Origin of the sequence: Terrisporobacter glycolicus ATCC 14880 = DSM 1288 (assembly GCF_036812735.1) — a bacterium.
GTDB lineage: Bacteria > Bacillota > Clostridia > Peptostreptococcales > Peptostreptococcaceae > Terrisporobacter > Terrisporobacter glycolicus.
Genome location: NZ_CP117523.1, coordinates 1,119,622 through 1,137,271 on the forward strand (window position 1 = coordinate 1,119,622; position 17,650 = coordinate 1,137,271).

A 17,650-nucleotide genomic window follows, 5' to 3' on the forward strand; every position below is an offset into this window, starting at 1 on the left:
ATATGGCTGGATTATTAGGGAGTTTACACTCAGCTAAATCGGGAATGAATGTAAGTCAGGCGTCGATACAGACTACATCCCATAATATTAACAATATGAATACACCTGGATATACTAGGCAAAGAGTAGAACAAAGTGCAAAAAGTGCTTATAGTAACCCAGGTTTTAATAGTAGTCTTGGAGCAGGTCAATTAGGGACAGGTGTAGAGGCTACTAATATTATGAGAATAAGAAATACTTTTTATGACTATCAGTATAGGAGCGAATCTCATAACTATGGCGAAATAAGTACGAAATATCAATACTATACAAATATGGAAACTATATTTAATGAGCCTTCAGAAACATCAATCTCAGCATCGATAGCGAACTACTTTTCTAGTTGGCAAGAATTATCAAAGAACCCTACAGATGTAGGATCTAAGGATATTATGGTTCAAAATACTAAATATCTTGCAGATAATATTAGCAATATAAAGAAAAAGTTAGATAGTTTGGTACAACAGGCGGATAAGAAGCTTAACGAAGATATTGAAGAAGTAAACAATATGCTTAAGCAACTTAAAAAATTAGACAAACAGATAAAAATAGTTGAAGGTAGTGGGAAAACACCTAATGACTTGATGGATGAAAGAGATAAAGTTTTAGATGATCTAAGTATGAAACTAGATTTAAATAACGATGATGTTAAAAAGCTTTTGGAAAATACATACGATGCGGATGGTAATTTTACGCCTTTAACTGTAGATGATATCAAAGGTTTGGATAATGTATCAGGAGAAATACAAGGTTCTTTAGATATGATAGATAAAATAGATGAATATACCACAAGTTTAACAGACTTAGCAAAGGGTATAGCTGAAGGTGTTAATAAAGTCCTTGCAGATGGAGGTGCTAAACCATCTGACTTATTTATATTTGATGCCAGTAAAGACCCTATATTAAGTGTAAATAAGGATTTATCAGATAATCCTAGAGCGTTTGAGATTTCAACAGAGACAGCCTTAGCAATGTATAAATTAAAGGATGAAAAAATAACTATAGGAGGGGAAACAACTACTATAGATAAATTCTATAATCAAATGATACAAAAATTAGGTAATGAATCACAAGAAGTAATAAGACAAGAACGTAATCAAAGTAAAATAATTAAAGAAATAGATAATACAAGATTAAATACATCAGGAGTATCTATGGATGAAGAAATGGTAAATTTAATACAATTCCAACATGCATATAGCGCCAGTGCAAAAGTGGTATCTACTATAGATAGTCTTTTAGATGTAGTTATAAATGGACTAAAGAGATAGGGGGATAAATATGAGAATAACAAATACTTCAATGATAAGGAATCATATGTATGACACTCAAGAAAATTTAACTAGAATGAATAAAATAAATGAGCAGATAAATTCTAGTAAAATGATAAATAGAGTTTCGGATGATCCACATAAAGCTATAAGAATAATGAACTTAAACAATGAAATAAGATATACAGAAAAATATAACTATAATATTGATGAGACAGTTGGATGGATGGACACAACAGACGGATCTTTAGACCATTTGGGTAATATGCTTGGAGATATAAAAGATGATATATTAAAGGTTGGAAATGGTGTATATTCTGATGAAGAGTTTAAGGCCATTCAAGCTGAAATAAATGAAAAAATAAAAGAAATTGCCGATGTAATGAATACCACTTATGGTGGAAAATACATGTTTGGTGGGACTAATGTGGATGAGCCACCTATAACAATGGAAAATAAAGATGGTGTAGTTACTTTAAAAATTAATCCAAATTCAAATATGGGTGATTTAAGAGCAGATATATCCGATGGTATAAACATAGATTATAATATATCAGCGGGTGAGATTTTTAATGGAAAAGACAATAATGGTAAATCAGTAGATTTTCTTGAAGAAATCAATAATGTATCTAAACTTATGGATAAAATAACAAATGGAACTGATGATGAAAAAAGTAAGGCAAAAGAACAATTATTAGGAACAACTAAGGATAATATAGATAACTTGTATAATCATGCACTAGATGAAAGAACTTCTTTAGGTGTTAGAGTTAGTACAGCAGAAAAGGTAAAGGAACTTAATGAAGAAAACATATTAAATATGAAGGGAGTATTATCTCTAGACCAAGATGTAAATCAAGTTGAAAAATTTATAGAGTTGAAATCAGCTGAGTTAGTATATCAAGCATCTATAAAAGTAGGTACTACATTAATGCAACCTACTATATTAGATTATCTATAAAATGTGGGAGGGATCTATGCAAATATTTTTTGAAAAAGGAATACCGGGACTTGAAAAATATAGGAAATTTGAAGTAAGTCAAGTTGAAAGCAACGAAAAATTTAAGTTAATAATATCTATAGAAGATTCAAATATTGGATTTATAGCCATATCTCCATTTGAAATTAAAAAAGATTATGAACTAAATTTAAGTGACGATATAATAAAAGAATTACAAATAGATAGTCCAAAAGATGTGTTAGTATTAAATCTAATAACTCTAGGAAAGACTTTAGAAAAAAGCACAGTTAATTTAAAAGCTCCTGTTATTATAAATATAAAAAATAATAAAGGTAAGCAATTAATATTGCAAGATGATAAGTATAACATAAAAGAACCTTTAGTATAAGGAGTGGGATGATGTTAGTAATTACTAGAAAAAAGGAAGAATCTTTATTGATTGGTGATGATATTGAAATAAAGATAGTAAAAATAGATGATGGAAGTGTAAAAATTGCAATAGATGCCCCAAAGGACAAAATTATACTTAGAAAAGAAGTATATGAAAATGTAAGAAAAGAAAATGCTAAAGCAGTTGCAAATACAAATGAAATATTAAAGTTGTTAAAGTAAGGAAGGAAGATTTATGTATACATCAAACCCGTATAATACATACAAGCAAAATTCAGTAAATATGGCATCAAAGGAAAAGTTACTATTGATGCTATTAGATGGTGCTGTAAAATATACAAAGATAGCAAAAGTAGCAATACAAGAAAAAGACATGGCTAGAGCTCATAAGGAATTGATTCGTGTCCAAGATATATTTTTAGAATTAATGGTTACAATGGATAAAAGTGCTGGGAAGTATATGGAAGAACTATACAATTTATATGATTTTATAAAAAATGAACTTGGAAGAGCGAATATAAAGAAAGATGTAAATATAATTGATAATATATTACCTATAATAGAAGAAATAAGAGATATATGGTATGAAGCAGATAAAAAGATAAAAACTGGGAAGTAGGAGGGGATTCTTATGTCAAGTGTTAGTGGAATAAGGTTACCTGGTTTAGCGACAGGTATGGATACTGAAACGATGGTAAAACAAATGCTTACTGGAGAACAAAATAAAATAGACAAAGCTAAGCAAAAAGAGCAAACTTTAAAATGGCAACAAGAAATTTATAGAGAAGTTATAAATGATGTAAAAGGTTTTAATGACAAATATTTTAGTTTCACATCTAAAGACTCCATATTAGTTAGTAGTGCTTGGAATACGTTAACTGTAAGTAGCTCTAATTCAAATGTGATGACTGCAACAGGTACGCCTGGAGCAAACCATGTTGATTATAAATTTGATGTAAAAAAATTAGCTCAACCTCCTAGAGCAGAATCATCTAAGGCTACAAATAAAACAAATAGTCTAAAAGATTTAGGCTTATCAGGAGAAACTACATTTGTAATTAGATATGGAGATGGAGAAAACGAGGTTTCAAAACCTATAACAATAAGAACTGAGAATACATATAAGAAAGAAACTGTACCAATACAAAAAGTAGATGTAGACGGAAAACCAATGGTAGATGCCGATGGGAAACCAGTTTATGTACAAAAAGTAGATGTAGATGGAAAGCCAATGGTAGATGCCGATGGAAAACCGGTTTATGAAACAAAAGAAATAGATGTACTAGATCAACCAGCTGATACTATAGAAACTTTAGTGAAAAAAATAAACAATAGCACGTCGGGAGAAGTAAAAGCATCTTATAGCGAAATGACAGGTAAGTTTACTATAGAATCTTCTAAGACGGGAAGTAACAGTTCTCTTAAAATAGTTTCGGAAGATGGGAAAACTGAAAGTGGGTCTTTAGATTTTTTAGGATTTGGTGGAAAAACTTTCATAGGGACTAATTCACAAGTAGTGGTAACATCAAAAGATGGTTCCTTTACAAAAACTTTAGAAGAACAATCAAACTCATTTACTATTGATGGTATAAAATACAATGTTCATTCAACAGGAACATCTGAATTAACTTCAAAACAAGATGTTCAGCCTGTAGTGGATAAAATGAAAGCCTTTGTAGAAGATTATAACAAAATAATGGAAAAAATGTATGATACTTTAATACAAAAACCAAATAGAGACTATCCACCATTGACTGAAGCTCAAAAAGAAGATATGGATGAAGATGAGATAAAAAAATGGGAAGAAAAGGCTAGAGAGGGTCTGCTTAGAAATGACTCTGATATGAGAAAATTCATGGATGATATGCAAAGAGCTATATTTGGAGATAATATGCCAATATTAAATGAAATGGGATTAACATCTCATGAAAACTATAACAAAAGAGGTCAAATATCTTTAGATGAGACTAAATTTATAAAAGCATTAGAAAATAATTCTGATAAAGTATATGATATGTTTGCAAAAGGAAGCTCAAGTGTTATGGAAAATATGAAAGGTACCATAGGTAAGTATGTAGGTAACTCTTCTTCTATTTTTGCTAAAAAAGCTGGCCTTGATAAAACTGCATCAGCAGCTAATAATTTTTATTCAGAACAATTAAAAAAACAAGCACAGGCTATAAAAGAGCTACAAAGAAAAATGAATGATAAAGAAAATGATTTATACAAGAAGTTTGGATTATTAGAGTCGAATATGAATAAATTTAATTCTCAAATGAATTATTTCGCACAAATGTAAGTTTGGGGGGGATATTATATGACAGAAAAAATTAGTTTATATAAAGATATATCATTACAAATTGTTGAATCATTAAAAAATGAAGATATATATGCATTAGAAAAATTATTAAATAAAAGGCAAGAAATATTAGATAATCAAATTAATAATAATGAATTTAAACAGAAGTTAATTAATGAAGGAATTATTGATATAGATAGACAGATAGAAGAGCTTTTAAAAGATAATATGGCAAAAATAAAGCAAGAAATAAAAGAATATAGACTATCAAAACAGGTTAATAACTCATATGTGAATTACAATAACAGAAATTTAAATATTTTTAATAAAAAAGTATAAAGTATTTTAAAAGTATGCCGAATAAATATAATGTAAGCAATGCTTGGCCAAGTATTTGTATAAAAAATAAGACAAGGATGTCGTAAAAACTAGGGAGAGTATAAAATGAGAATAAACACTAATTTAAATGCTATGATATCAACAAATCAAATGGCAAAAAACACTGCTTTAGCAGGAAATTCTATGGAGAAATTATCTACAGGTTTAAGAATAACTAAAGCTGGAGATGATGCTGCAGGACTTGCTATATCTGAGAAAATGAGATCTCAAATAAGAGGTATGGAACAAGCTGATAGAAACGTACAAGATGGTGTATCTATGGTACAAACTGCAGAAGGTGCATTAGAAGAAGCAGGAAATATAGTTCAAAGAATGAGAGAGTTAGGAATACAAGCTGGTAACTCAACATTAGAAACTGCTGATAGAGATAAAATATCTTTAGAATTAGGTCAATTAAAAGAAGAAATAGGTAAGATAGCTTCAGATACTAAGTTCAATAATACTACAGTATTTAGTGCTAGTACAGTAACAATACAAGCTGGTGCTAATGCTGAAACAAGAACATTCGCAGTAGGAACTTTAGCTACTACAGTAACTTCAGATGTAGCTGATACTACAAAAGCAGCAGCAGTAGTTACAGCAGCAACTACTGACTTAGCAACTATAAACGCATCAAGAGCTAAATTAGGAGCAGTACAAAATAGATTAGAGTACACTTCTTCAAACTTAACAACATCAACAGAAAACTTATCTGCAGCAGAATCAAGAATAAGAGACGTAGATGTTGCTAAAGAAATGGTTAAGTTATCTAAGTTTAACATATTAACTCAAGCTTCTCAAGCTATGGTAGCTCAAGCTAAACAACAACCAGAACAAGTAACTCAATTATTAAGATAATTAAACTTGAATTAACTTTAAAACTAAGAGGGTAAAGCGTATGCTTTACTCTTTATTTTTAAAGTTAATTAGCTTGAAAGGAAGAATAATATGTTATTAAGCATAGTGTTGATGATAAAGAATGAAGAAAAATTTTTAGGCAAAACATTAAAAGCATTAAATAAAATAAGAGAAGAAGTTGAAAATGAATTAATAATACTAGATACAGGATCTATAGATAAAAGTGTTGAAATAGCTAAATTATATACTGATAAAGTTTATTTTGAATCGTGGAATGATAACTTTGCTGATATGAGGAATAAATCAATAAGTTATGCAAATGGTGAATGGATACTTATTTTAGATGCAGATGAAGAGCTAATAGAATGTGAAAAAATGATTAGTTTTTTCAAAACAGGTTTACATAAAAAATATAACTCAGCATCTGTAGAGTTAAAAAATATAAACTCTGAAGATGGTAAATCTTATAGCAAATCTGTAAATCTAAGATTATTTAAAAGAAAAGGTTTTGGATATGAGGGGGCAATACATGAACAACCTATGTATAAAGAACCTATATACAACAATATAGCTGTATTTAATCATTATGGTTATCTATATGTAGATGAGGAATTTAAAAATAAGAAGCTTAAGAGAAATGAAAAAATTTTATTAAAAGAATTAAAAAAAAATCCTAATAATCCATATATAAATTTTCAATTAGGTAAAAATTTTATGGCAATAAACAAAAAAGAAGAAGCACTATATTATATGGAAAAATCTATGAATTTATATAGGTCATGGGAAAATATACCGTCATATGCTTATTCTAATTTAGCAAAATTTTATATTGAATTAAAACAATTTGATAAGTGTGAAAAAATTTGTTTAGAATATTTGCAAAAAAAGGATGATAAAAATATAGATATATATTATTTCTTGGCACTTAGTCAAAGTTTCTTATATAAGTATGAAGAAAGTTTAAATAGCTATGAAAGATATATATATTTAGTAGATAATTATGAGATATCAATACAAGCAAATAGTATATATGCTGATGGAATAACTATAGGATTAAAAGAAAATGCACAAAAGAATATACTTAAAAATTGTTACTATTTAAAACGATATAATCAAGTAATTGAAAAATATAAAAATATGGATTTTGAAGAAATGAAAGATGTATATGATATTTTATTTGAAAGTTTATATCATGTAAATGAAGTAGATAAAATATTGAATATATACAAAAACAAAATGTCATCAATAATAGATACAAAATACCTAGAATCTAGCTTAGAAAAAATAATATTAAAAATAAAAGAAATTGATAAAATCGAACTATATAAAGCTTTATCAAATATCGAAAATAATTATGGTTCGTTAAATAAAGTGAGATTAGGAGAACAATTCACAGTAAAAGAATTAAATAATTTATTATTAATCGGAAAGCAATCATATTATGGTGATATTATATATTATGCTATTAATAATAATTTAGACATATTAGCATTATTACAAAATGTAAGTTACTCATATATGCAAGATTATTTTAATTATATAATTTGTAATAATCGAGATTGTTTGTTGCAATTATATAATTGGCTCTTAAAAGAACCTAATACATTAAATTTAAATAAATTAAATATATATAGTTGTCTGTTGAAAGCTTTATTAGAAGGTGGAAGTTTTGATAATGAAAAGTACGAAAAAATATTTTATATGTATATAACGTATAGATATAATTTTATAAAACAAGTATATAATAAAAATTTATCAGATGAAGAAATAATATATTTATTAAAAGATAAAGAAGAGGAGTTTGTGGTTAAGGTTAATTCAATACAAAAATTGAAAGAAAAAGATCCTATAAAATATATAAAGGAAATAAAAATATTAATTACAGATAATGAACAATATAAAAAATCAATACAAATACTGATTGATAAATTCAGTAAAGCATTTAATGAAAGTAGAGAAATAAAAGAACTTAAGAAACAGTACAAGTCACTTATTGAAAATAATATAAAACTAGGAAATATAAATGATGCATTGACTATGATAAATGAGTATGAAACCATGTACTACGAGGATTGTGAAGTATTAAATATGAAAGCTATTATATATTTATTAAATAATAATTACGAAAAATCAGAAATACTATTGAAAAAATCGTTTATTTTAGATTGTTCAAATGTAAATACAATTTTTAATATAGCTTATTTGAAAGAAGTGAAGCATGAAAAAAAAGAGGCAATAATGTTTTACGATAAAATAATAAATACTAGTGAAGATGATAAATTAATTTTAGAAGCTAAAGAAAAGATTAAACTATTGATAGAAAGTTAAAATGTTACTAAAGGAGTTTGGGGATATGATTACGTTAAATCAGATAAGAGAAACTATAATAAAAAATGATCAAGAATTAGATGAAATGATAGCAGAATACTTTATTCAAAAACATTTATCAAAAAAGAAAGAAGAGAAAGAAAAAAGTGAAAAAGAGTTAGATATATATATAAAAACAGTAAAAAAGAGTATAGAAGAATTAATAAATGAGAATAAATTAAGTCAAGCAAAAGAACTATTGGAACAATATAAAGATATAATTAAGGATGATATTACCATTTACAGTATGGATGGTATAATTTGCATGCAGGAAGGAAATTTAGAAGACGCATATGAATATTTTAAACATGGTCTTGAAATAGATAAAGATAATGTGGATTTATTATATAATATGGCATATATTAATATATTAACAGGAAATAAAGAAGAAGCGGTTAAGTATTATATGGAATGCTTAAATATAACAAATGATGAAGAATTAATAGAGGAAATTAAGAATACAATAAATCAATTAAATGAAATGGAAAAAAATACTTCGGATATTTTAACAATTATTACTTTAGGTATAGCTGAAGACGATGTTATATTCAATAAACTAAGAAAGCAAAATAATAATATTATACAGATAATAGAAAATAACGAGATACAATATGAAAATAAATTTATAAAAGATGGTATTAATATATATGAAATAAATTCAAATAAATATAGCGAAATACTTGAGTATACAATTAGAAGACATGAGAACTGTGTAATAATATGTGGAGATATTGATAAGGCACAAATTTCACTTAATCAAAAAGATTACGCTAAAGTAGTATATTATACAAATAGTAATATCTATACTGATAAAAATGATTGTATAAATCATAATATAAATATATATTTTGATAAAGAAATGTGCGATAACTGTGATTTAATACTAACTAATGATGTGATGGTATTTAATTATAAGACAATAATAGAAAAAAGAAATAATACGTATTATATTGATAATAGTGAAACTGAATTTGATATATCAAATTTAATAGGTGAAACAAATATAAAATATTTAATGAATTCTCATGATAGATTAAAAGAAAAGATTGCAGAAACAGAAAATGAATATGAAAAGTCACTATATATACTAGCAGCTGGATGTGAGAATATAGAAGATTATATAGAAATAGCAAAATATATTTATGATAAATACAAAACAGAGGAAATGTATCAAATATACTTAAGTTTGTTGGCTGAAAATAAAGATTATTTAAATTTATGTGCATTGGCAATAAATAGTGAGCATTGTAGTGATGTTATTAAAGTAGAATTAATGTATTTAAATGCTGCAAAAGAATATGATTTAATAGAATTTATAGCTAATTTGTCTATAAAAAACTATAAAAAAGTAGATGAAATGTCTGATCAGCATTTAGAGTATAAGATTGCAAATTATTATTTTGAGTTAAATCAATTTGATAGAGCATATGACAAATATATAAATGTATTATCTCAAAGTACCAATTTAGTTAATTCTCCGCTATTAAATAGAAACGTAGCTTATCTAATGTATGCTATGGGAAATGATGAATATGAAATATATTATGATGCATACAAATCATTAATTGAATGTCTATATGATAATAAGGAGTGCGTACATGAAAGTTAGTATAATAATACCTGTTTATAATGTGGAAAAATATTTAGAAGAATGTTTAGATAGTGCCGTTAGCCAAACGCTAAAGGATATTGAGATAATATGTATTAATGATGGATCAACAGATTCAAGTGAAGAGATACTTAATAATTATAAAAAAAACTACAGCAATATAAAAATAATAAATCAAGAGAATAAGGGTCTTAGTAGTGCCAGAAATTGCGGTTTAAAAATAGCAAAGGGAGAATACATATATTTTCTAGATAGTGATGATTATATTGACTTAAAAGCAATGGAAATCTGTTACGTAGAAGCGAAAACAAATAAGTTAGATATACTGACATTTGATGCTGAATGCTTCATTGATGATGAGTATAGTGATAATGTTGTAGCTGAAAATTATGATAGGAGTAATATATTAGAATCAAGGGTAATGGATGGTGAAGAATTTTATATTTACTCAAATGAAAAAGGAGGATATAGATCACCAGTATGGCTTAATTTATATAGACGTAAATATATAGAAAATAATAAATTGTATTTTTATGATGGTATATTGCATGAAGATGAAATACATACAATTGAAAGTTTTATAAAAGCTAATAGAATAAAATATATAAACAATAAATTATTTATAAGACGAATTAGGTCTAATTCTATAATGACATCTCCAATTAGTGAAAAAAGAATTTATAGTAATAAAGTGATTGCAGAAGAAACTTATAAATTCTATTGTCATTATAAATTAAAACAAATAACTAAGGAAATATTAATAAGATGGATTACTCTATATTACTCAAATAGTATTAGATTCTGTGACTCTTTAGGTTTGAGATGTAAGAGAGATGAAATAGTCAAAGAAATAAAAGAAAAAAATGAAATAAAAGATATTAATTTAGAAATTCAGATAAATAATCCGGAATTATATTACGATCTACATTATTTAAAAAGCAATAGGAAAAATGAACTCTATCTGTATAAAAATATGAAAAAAATTATTTATATGTCAATACCTACTCATGGAAATTTAGGTGATCATGCTATTGTGTACTCATCTATACAAATATTAAAGGAAAAATATCCTCATCATAAGATTATAAAAATAAATTATGAAGATACATATTTATATATAGATGTAATAAAGGACATCATTGGTATAAATGATTTTGTAGTTCTTCCAGGTGGAGGTAATATGGGAAATCACTATATATGGGAAGAACAAGTTAGAAGGCATATAATATCAAATCTAATAAATATACCTATAATATCATTCCCTCAAACAATATATTTTTCTGATGATGAAGAAGGTAGAAAGGAATTTAATCTTACGAAGAAGATATATAATAGTCATAGCAACCTTATATTATTAGCGAGAGAAGAAACCTCATTTAACATTATGAAGAAAAATTTCCTAAATTGTAAAGTTGAGTTATGTCCTGATATTGTGTTTTACTTAAATAATAAGTTAGATATTGAAAAAGAATGTTTAGATAGAAAATATATAACGGTGTTTTTTAGAAAAGATAAAGAAAGCTACTATAGTATAAATGATAAACATAAATTGATACAAGGTATAAAAAATACATTTGATGTTTTTGAAAGCGATACTGTTGTAAATTATAAAGTGAATGGTATAACTAGACAAAATGAGTTGTTTAAGCTTTGGAGAAAATTTTATAAATCAAAAGTAGTTATAACTGATAGACTACATGGTATGATATTCGCAGCGATTACTAAAACACCTTGTATAGTTTTAAGAAGTTTGGATTACAAAGTTATTAAAAGCTATGAATGGATTAGTTCATTAAATTATATTAAAATGACAGATAATATTAGCTTGGATAATATAAAGAATCTTATAACTGAACTTGAAGCTATAGAAAAGAAAGATGATTTTTGTTTTGATGATAAATACTTAATGATATTAAAAGATGTATTAAATAAAAATTTAGAAGTAGAATTAGTTTAATAATTGATTCAAGATTAAATATATGAAGAGAGAGGGGATTATTGTGGAAAAGCTAAAGAGATTTATTGACTGTTATGTTCCTGTAGAAATGTGTAATTTAAGATGCCATTATTGTTATATAACTCAAAAGAGTAAATTTAACAATAAAATTTTAAAATTAAAGTACTCTCCTAAAGAGATTAGAAAAGCTTTGTCTACAGAAAGATTAGAAGGTAAATGTTTGATAAATTTGTGTGCAGGAGGGGAAACCTTATTATCCAGTGAAGTGATTGAGTTAATAAAAGAGTTATTAGAAGAAGGTCACTATGTCATGGTTGTTACAAATGGAACGGTGTCAAAAAGATTAGACGAAATATGTGAACTTGATTCTGAATTATTAAAAAGATTATTTTTTAAATTTTCTTTTCATTATTTAGAGTTAATTAGGCTTAATAAAATTAATGATTATTTTGACAATATCGAAAAAGTTAAAAATAAGGGGTGTTCTTTTACAGTAGAAATAACACCTAGTGATGAACTTATACCTCATATAGAAGATATTAAGAAAATTTGTTTAGAAAGATTAGGGGCTTTATGTCATATAACGATAGGTAGGGATGATAGAAAACCTGGTATTGATATATTATCAGATTATTCTTTTGAAGAATATAATGAGATTTGGAGTACATTTGAATCCAACTTATTTGATTATAAAGTAAGTATATTTTATAAAGAAAGAAAAGAATTTTGTTATGCAGGTGATTGGAGTGTATATATTAATTTAGGGACAGGTTCACTAAGACAGTGTTATTGTGGAATAGAATTAGATAATATATTTAATGATATTAGTAAGCCACTAACTTTTAATGCAATTGGATATGAATGTAGTCAACCACATTGCTACAATGGACATGCATTTCTAGCGTTAGGTGTTATTCCAGAATTAGATTCGCCTACATATGCAGAATTAAGAAATAGGTTTAATAGTAATTGTCAGGGATGGCTAAATAAAGAGATGAAAGCATTCATGAGTCAAAAATTAAAAGACAATAATGAAGAATATGCAGAATTAAAAAAAGAAGCAAATTATATAAGAAATAGCTTTTTAAGAAAAGGGAAATTATAATTTTAATATTGTAACATTCATGATTAACAAATAAAATTAATAAAACACCTAGATAGAATCTTATCATATAAGATATTATTTGGGTGTATTTAAATTTATAAAGAATATTGACTATATGTCGTAGTATATAATATAAGCTATAATTTGTTGGAAAAATTATAACGATGCCACTAATTACAAGTAGTAATAATTAACATAGACATAATATTGACATCATTAAAAATAAATATATAGATTTAACTACCTAATAATATAAAAATGTAAATATTTATGAAATTATTTTAACGTATAGTGAGGGTATAAATTATGATAATAACAGGAGAAAAAGTATTTTTGAAAACTTATGACAAGAAAATAAATCAAGAAGTAAATTGTGAAAATGATGTTAGTAAGTTAATTAATGTTCAAAATGAAGAAATTAAAAATATTAAAGTTAATAGAAAAAGTAGTAAGACAAGCAATAATGATATTTATAAAAATATAAAAGATAAAGCAGCTATATTAAAAAATGACAAGAGAAATATACAAGAAAAAGTGTCTTTTATACAGATTCAAGAACAAAAAGTTGATAATATGGAAAAAAAATTAACTGATCTTAAATTGTATTATTTACAGACCATGGAAAATGGTAAGCAAGAAGAGGCTAAGGAAAAAATAAAAATAAGAAAAATACAAAAGCAAGTAAATCAGTTAAGTGATGAGTATGAATCAGAAATAGTAGAGTTAAAAGATTCTGAACAGATATTGGAATCTTTAGGTGAATGTCTTAAAAAGATAAACGATATAAAGGGAAAGCTTGCTCAACATAAAGCTAAATTACTAAACTTAGAACATTTGATAAATCAAAATAAAACAGAATTAGAATGTGCTGAAAGTATTGTAGAAAAATATGGCGACTCAGAAGATCATATAAGCGAAAATACAATTAATAATCCTCTTGATTTTGTTTTTATTCAAGGTGATATAGCTGTAGGGATTATTGTAGATATTATGATATAATATAAATATAATTTAATTATAAATTATAAAACTTTTTATTTTTCATAATCCAACTTTGTTTTTTGAAAAAATAGTATATATTACTATTTTTTTCGTGGGTTTTATTGAAAAAAGTTAGGAAATATGGTATTTTATACATAAAAGTAATATATTGGCAAATTTGGAGAAATCCAAAGACGCAAAGCTAAAGGGGCTACGGTAGAATAAATTATTTAAATAATATAATTTTACTACGCCAGCCAGTTGCCTAAGAATTTACATTCTTTGTTATTATAATTATTCCTTGAATATTTATATAAGAGTTTTTATAAATATTGTGTATATTAAAGGGAATTTTATGATATTTTCGATGGTGACTATCCTTATTTGTTTGGGATAGTTTTTTTATTGTTTACACATATATACAGAATAGTGACTATTTTCAAAAAACTTAAATAAATAAAATAATTTTTTTATAAAGCTTAAGTAAATAAATAAATAATGGAAAAAATAATTAAAATGTAAAAAAAAGTCGGTAAAAAAGTCGAAAAAATATATTTTTTTAAAAACAAATAACGGGAAAAAGTGTATAATAGAAGAGGCAATAGTAAAAAATGTCAAAAATTCATATTTATGTAAAAATAAAGTTACATGAGGGTACATAAATAAAATAGTGAATTTAATTTGATTTATAATTGAAATTTAAAAATGTATGTGAAATGTAGTTTTAGGGTAAATAAGTTGAAAATACTATTATGATAGTTGTTCAAATTAGGAAATTAGGGAGGTATATATGGAAATATACAGTTTGATGAAAATGGGATTGGATGCGACAGAGTTGAGAAGTAAGGTAATCGCAAACAACATTGCCAATATAAATACTGTAGGGTATGAGAGGAAATATGTTAATTTTGAAAATACATTAACGGACAAATTAGAAGATGCCAAAATTGAAGTTAAAACAGAGAAAAATACATCTATGAGGGAAGATGGAAATAATGTCGATCTTGAAAATGAAAAAGTAAATCAAGCTGCTACAACTCTACAATATAATGCCTTAGTTAGTTTAACTAATACAAAAATTGCAATGACAAAAAGTATAATTTCAGGGAGGTAAATAAATGAGTATTTTTAGTGGGATGAGAATCAGTGCCAGTGGTTTATCAGCAGAGCGTATGAGGATGGATGTTATATCTTCTAATATAGCAAATGTTAAAACAACAAGAACTGAGAATGGAGATGCCTATAAACGTAAAATAGCTACATTTGAAGAAAATTACGATGAAAAACTAGGAATGCTTGGGGTAAAGACTGCATCAATACAAAATGATAGTTCGCCTATGAATAGAGTGTATGAACCAAGTCATCCAGATGCAGATGAAGAAGGATATGTAGAATATCCAAATGTTGATTTACTAGTAGAAATGACTGATTTAATATCAGCATCGAGATCATATGAATCAAATATAGATACATTAAATGCACAAAAAAATATGATTTCAAAAGCTTTAGAAATTGGAAAGTAAGGGGGGATTAGATGCAAGGTATAGAGAGTATAAATATAAATTCTGATATATTTTCTAATATAATAGATAACAATTATACGAACAAAAATTTAAAAGAACAACCAATTAACGATTCAAAAATTAAATTTGATGATGTTATATCACAAGCTATTAATAAAGTTAATGGAACTCAGGTAGACGCAAATAATATGGTAGAAGCTCTTGTAAAGGGAAAAGATGTTTCTATGCATGATGTAATGTTATCAATGCAGGAGTCCCAAATATCAATGCAACTTATGTTAGAAACAAGAAATAAATTATTTGAGGCTTACAAGGAATTAAGCGGAGTGCAACTGTAGCCTATAAATAAGGAGCAAACACATGGAATTTAAAGGAATTATAAGCAAAGTAAAAGATATTTTTCAGAAGAAAAAGGAACAATTTAAGGAACTTAAAAAAGAAAAGAAAATAGCAATTGTAGTAGGGATTATAGCACTTGTATTGGCTTTAGTCTTTGGAGCTAAGTATATAAATGATAGTAAATATCAACTTCTTTTTTCAGGTTTAACATCAGATGATGCAGTTTCAATTACTAAGGAACTTGAAAATCAAGGTGTTGAAATGAAGATTGAAGGAGATAGTATTTATGTACCAAAGGAACAAGTAGATAAGTTAAGGCTTGAGCTATCAGGAAACATTTCAAATGGATCAAAAGGATTTGAATTGATGGATGAAACTTCTTCATTTGGTCTTACAGATGAAGAATTTAGTATTAAAAAACAAAGAATGGTTCAAGGAGAAATAGAAAAGACTATAAAGACTTTTCAACAGGTTGAGGATGCTAGAGTCAACATAACTCAAGGTCAAGAGTCTGTGTTTTCAGACGAAGGAACTCCTGGGAGTGCGGCTGTAGCCCTAACTTTGAAGGCAGGTCAATCACTAGAACCATCACAAATAAGGTCGATTATGTCATTAGTCTCTGCAAGTAGTACGAATATTCCAAAGCAAAATGTAGAAGTAGTAGATCAAAAAATGAATCTGTTATCAGATGGGTTATTTGATGATAAAGGAAATACTTCAAATTCAAATGGAATAGATATTGCACTAAAAGCAGAAAAAGAACTAAGTAGAAATCTAGAAAAATCAATTGTTAATTTACTAGAACCTATATTTGGAGCAGGAAAGGTTAAGGCCACAGTAAATGCAGACTTAAACTTTGATAATAGAGAGATAACTGAGACATCAATAAGTCCTAAAACAGTAGTTATGAAGGAAAGTAGAAGCGAAAATAAAACTACTGAAGAAGGAAATACAGGCGGTTCAGTAGACAATAATATGAATAACGTCTCAGGTGCTAATGATGGAACTACATCAAGCAAAGATGAAAGTATTGAGTATGATACTGGAAGAAAAGAAACAAAAACAACAAAAGCTCAAGGTGAGTTGAATAAAATAACAGCGTCTGTTGCAATAGATGGAATATTAACAGATGCACAAATAACAAATGTTAATGATATGGTAGCAAATACCATAGGTATGGACGCAAAAAGAGGAGATGATGTGAAAGTCGTAGCAATGGACTTTGGTGCTAATGCCGACAAAGCATCAGAAGAAAGTGGTATAAGTGATAATATGAAATTATTAGGATTTATATTATTAGCAGTAGCTTTAGCAGGCACAGTAGCCTTCTTCATAATGAATAGAATTAAAAAGAAAAAAGAACAAGAATACGAAGAATATGACGATGTAGATGAAATAGAATTAATTAATAGAAAAATAGAAGAAATGGAAGGTTCTTCGAAATCAGAAAATGAAGATGAAGAAGAGGAAAGTATTACATTGGAAGAAGAAGTAAGAAAATATGCTTCAGAAAATCCTGATAGGGTTACAGATTTAATAAATAGTTGGTTAAATGTATAAAAGGGTGAGTTTA

General features: G+C 26.7%; 17 protein-coding genes and 1 riboswitch. All 17 genes read left to right on the forward strand.

Annotated features, from left to right (window positions below):
- Positions 1-2: 2 nt before the first annotated feature.
- The 17 genes from flgK (at position 3) to fliF (ending at position 17,637) form a co-directional block, all read left to right on the forward strand.
- Positions 3-1,310 (forward strand): flagellar hook-associated protein FlgK, encoded by a 1,308-nt coding sequence (flgK, locus tag TEGL_RS05555; RefSeq protein ID WP_018589203.1) that lies wholly within the window; start codon positions 3-5, stop codon positions 1,308-1,310.
- Positions 1,311-1,320: 10 nt separating this feature from the next.
- A complete protein-coding gene (locus TEGL_RS05560; protein WP_018589204.1) occupies positions 1,321-2,271 on the forward strand; it encodes a hypothetical protein in 951 nt (316 codons plus the stop codon).
- 16 nt (positions 2,272-2,287) lie between these two features.
- Complete coding sequence (gene fliW / locus TEGL_RS05565) at positions 2,288-2,659, forward strand: flagellar assembly protein FliW (protein ID WP_018589205.1); 372 nt, start codon at positions 2,288-2,290, stop codon at positions 2,657-2,659.
- Positions 2,660-2,670: 11 nt separating this feature from the next.
- Entirely contained in the window at positions 2,671-2,883 is a 213-nt protein-coding gene (csrA, locus tag TEGL_RS05570; RefSeq protein ID WP_018589206.1) for a carbon storage regulator CsrA, read from the forward strand.
- A 13-nt stretch (positions 2,884-2,896) separates the two neighbouring features.
- Entirely contained in the window at positions 2,897-3,280 is a 384-nt protein-coding gene (fliS, locus tag TEGL_RS05575) for a flagellar export chaperone FliS (protein ID WP_018589207.1), read from the forward strand.
- A 12-nt stretch (positions 3,281-3,292) separates the two neighbouring features.
- On the forward strand, positions 3,293-4,960 hold the full coding sequence (gene fliD / locus TEGL_RS05580) for a flagellar filament capping protein FliD (protein WP_018589208.1): 1,668 nt from the start codon (positions 3,293-3,295) through the stop codon (positions 4,958-4,960).
- An 18-nt stretch (positions 4,961-4,978) separates the two neighbouring features.
- Positions 4,979-5,299 carry a flagellar protein FliT gene (gene fliT / locus TEGL_RS05585; RefSeq protein WP_018589209.1) on the forward strand — a complete coding sequence of 107 codons (321 nt, stop codon included), beginning with the start codon at positions 4,979-4,981 and terminating at the stop codon, positions 5,297-5,299.
- 105 nt (positions 5,300-5,404) lie between these two features.
- Positions 5,405-6,196, forward strand: a complete 792-nt coding sequence (locus TEGL_RS05590; RefSeq protein WP_018589210.1) for a flagellin — start codon at positions 5,405-5,407, stop codon at positions 6,194-6,196.
- A 111-nt stretch (positions 6,197-6,307) separates the two neighbouring features.
- Entirely contained in the window at positions 6,308-8,524 is a 2,217-nt protein-coding gene (locus tag TEGL_RS05595; RefSeq protein ID WP_338460416.1) for a glycosyltransferase, read from the forward strand.
- A 25-nt stretch (positions 8,525-8,549) separates the two neighbouring features.
- The gene (locus TEGL_RS05600) at positions 8,550-10,172 is read left to right on the forward strand and encodes a tetratricopeptide repeat protein (protein WP_018589212.1); all 1,623 of its coding nucleotides are present in this window, start codon (positions 8,550-8,552) and stop codon (positions 10,170-10,172) included.
- Positions 10,162-12,129 (forward strand): glycosyltransferase, encoded by a 1,968-nt coding sequence (locus tag TEGL_RS05605; protein ID WP_018589213.1) that lies wholly within the window; start codon positions 10,162-10,164, stop codon positions 12,127-12,129. Before TEGL_RS05600 ends, TEGL_RS05605 begins: the two co-directional genes overlap by 11 nt.
- A 43-nt stretch (positions 12,130-12,172) precedes the next feature.
- Positions 12,173-13,234 carry a radical SAM protein gene (locus TEGL_RS05610; protein WP_018589214.1) on the forward strand — a complete coding sequence of 354 codons (1,062 nt, stop codon included), beginning with the start codon at positions 12,173-12,175 and terminating at the stop codon, positions 13,232-13,234.
- A 306-nt stretch (positions 13,235-13,540) separates the two neighbouring features.
- Positions 13,541-14,233: a hypothetical protein gene (locus TEGL_RS05615; protein WP_018589215.1), complete on the forward strand. Its 693-nt coding sequence runs from the start codon at positions 13,541-13,543 to the stop codon at positions 14,231-14,233.
- A 143-nt stretch (positions 14,234-14,376) separates the two neighbouring features.
- Positions 14,377-14,484, forward strand: a riboswitch (cyclic di-GMP riboswitch).
- Between the two features lie 521 nt (positions 14,485-15,005).
- The gene (locus tag TEGL_RS05620; RefSeq protein ID WP_018589216.1) at positions 15,006-15,329 is read left to right on the forward strand and encodes a flagellar basal body protein; all 324 of its coding nucleotides are present in this window, start codon (positions 15,006-15,008) and stop codon (positions 15,327-15,329) included.
- Between the two features lie 4 nt (positions 15,330-15,333).
- A complete protein-coding gene (gene flgC / locus TEGL_RS05625; RefSeq protein ID WP_018589217.1) occupies positions 15,334-15,738 on the forward strand; it encodes a flagellar basal body rod protein FlgC in 405 nt (134 codons plus the stop codon).
- Between the two features lie 11 nt (positions 15,739-15,749).
- Positions 15,750-16,076 carry a flagellar hook-basal body complex protein FliE gene (gene fliE, locus TEGL_RS05630; RefSeq protein WP_018589218.1) on the forward strand — a complete coding sequence of 109 codons (327 nt, stop codon included), beginning with the start codon at positions 15,750-15,752 and terminating at the stop codon, positions 16,074-16,076.
- Between the two features lie 22 nt (positions 16,077-16,098).
- Positions 16,099-17,637 (forward strand): flagellar basal-body MS-ring/collar protein FliF, encoded by a 1,539-nt coding sequence (gene fliF / locus TEGL_RS05635; RefSeq protein WP_018589219.1) that lies wholly within the window; start codon positions 16,099-16,101, stop codon positions 17,635-17,637.
- The last annotated feature ends 13 nt before the right edge of the window (positions 17,638-17,650 follow it).

Bases quoted from the DNA above. Each gene is read 5' to 3' on its own strand.
- TEGL_RS05560 (WP_018589204.1), top strand. From the start codon at position 1,321: ATGAGAATAACAAATACTTCAATGATAAGGAATCATATGTATGACACT.
- fliT (WP_018589209.1), top strand. From the start codon at position 4,979: ATGACAGAAAAAATTAGTTTATATAAAGATATATCATTACAAATTGTT.
- csrA (WP_018589206.1), top strand. From the start codon at position 2,671: ATGTTAGTAATTACTAGAAAAAAGGAAGAATCTTTATTGATTGGTGAT.
- fliE (WP_018589218.1), top strand. From the start codon at position 15,750: ATGCAAGGTATAGAGAGTATAAATATAAATTCTGATATATTTTCTAAT.
- TEGL_RS05605 (WP_018589213.1), top strand. From the start codon at position 10,162: ATGAAAGTTAGTATAATAATACCTGTTTATAATGTGGAAAAATATTTA.
- TEGL_RS05600 (WP_018589212.1), top strand. From the start codon at position 8,550: ATGATTACGTTAAATCAGATAAGAGAAACTATAATAAAAAATGATCAA.
- fliF (WP_018589219.1), top strand. From the start codon at position 16,099: ATGGAATTTAAAGGAATTATAAGCAAAGTAAAAGATATTTTTCAGAAG.
- flgK (WP_018589203.1), top strand. From the start codon at position 3: ATGGCTGGATTATTAGGGAGTTTACACTCAGCTAAATCGGGAATGAAT.
- TEGL_RS05620 (WP_018589216.1), top strand. From the start codon at position 15,006: ATGGAAATATACAGTTTGATGAAAATGGGATTGGATGCGACAGAGTTG.
- fliS (WP_018589207.1), top strand. From the start codon at position 2,897: ATGTATACATCAAACCCGTATAATACATACAAGCAAAATTCAGTAAAT.
- fliW (WP_018589205.1), top strand. From the start codon at position 2,288: ATGCAAATATTTTTTGAAAAAGGAATACCGGGACTTGAAAAATATAGG.
- TEGL_RS05590 (WP_018589210.1), top strand. From the start codon at position 5,405: ATGAGAATAAACACTAATTTAAATGCTATGATATCAACAAATCAAATG.
- TEGL_RS05615 (WP_018589215.1), top strand. From the start codon at position 13,541: ATGATAATAACAGGAGAAAAAGTATTTTTGAAAACTTATGACAAGAAA.
- fliD (WP_018589208.1), top strand. From the start codon at position 3,293: ATGTCAAGTGTTAGTGGAATAAGGTTACCTGGTTTAGCGACAGGTATG.
- flgC (WP_018589217.1), top strand. From the start codon at position 15,334: ATGAGTATTTTTAGTGGGATGAGAATCAGTGCCAGTGGTTTATCAGCA.
- TEGL_RS05595 (WP_338460416.1), top strand. From the start codon at position 6,308: ATGATAAAGAATGAAGAAAAATTTTTAGGCAAAACATTAAAAGCATTA.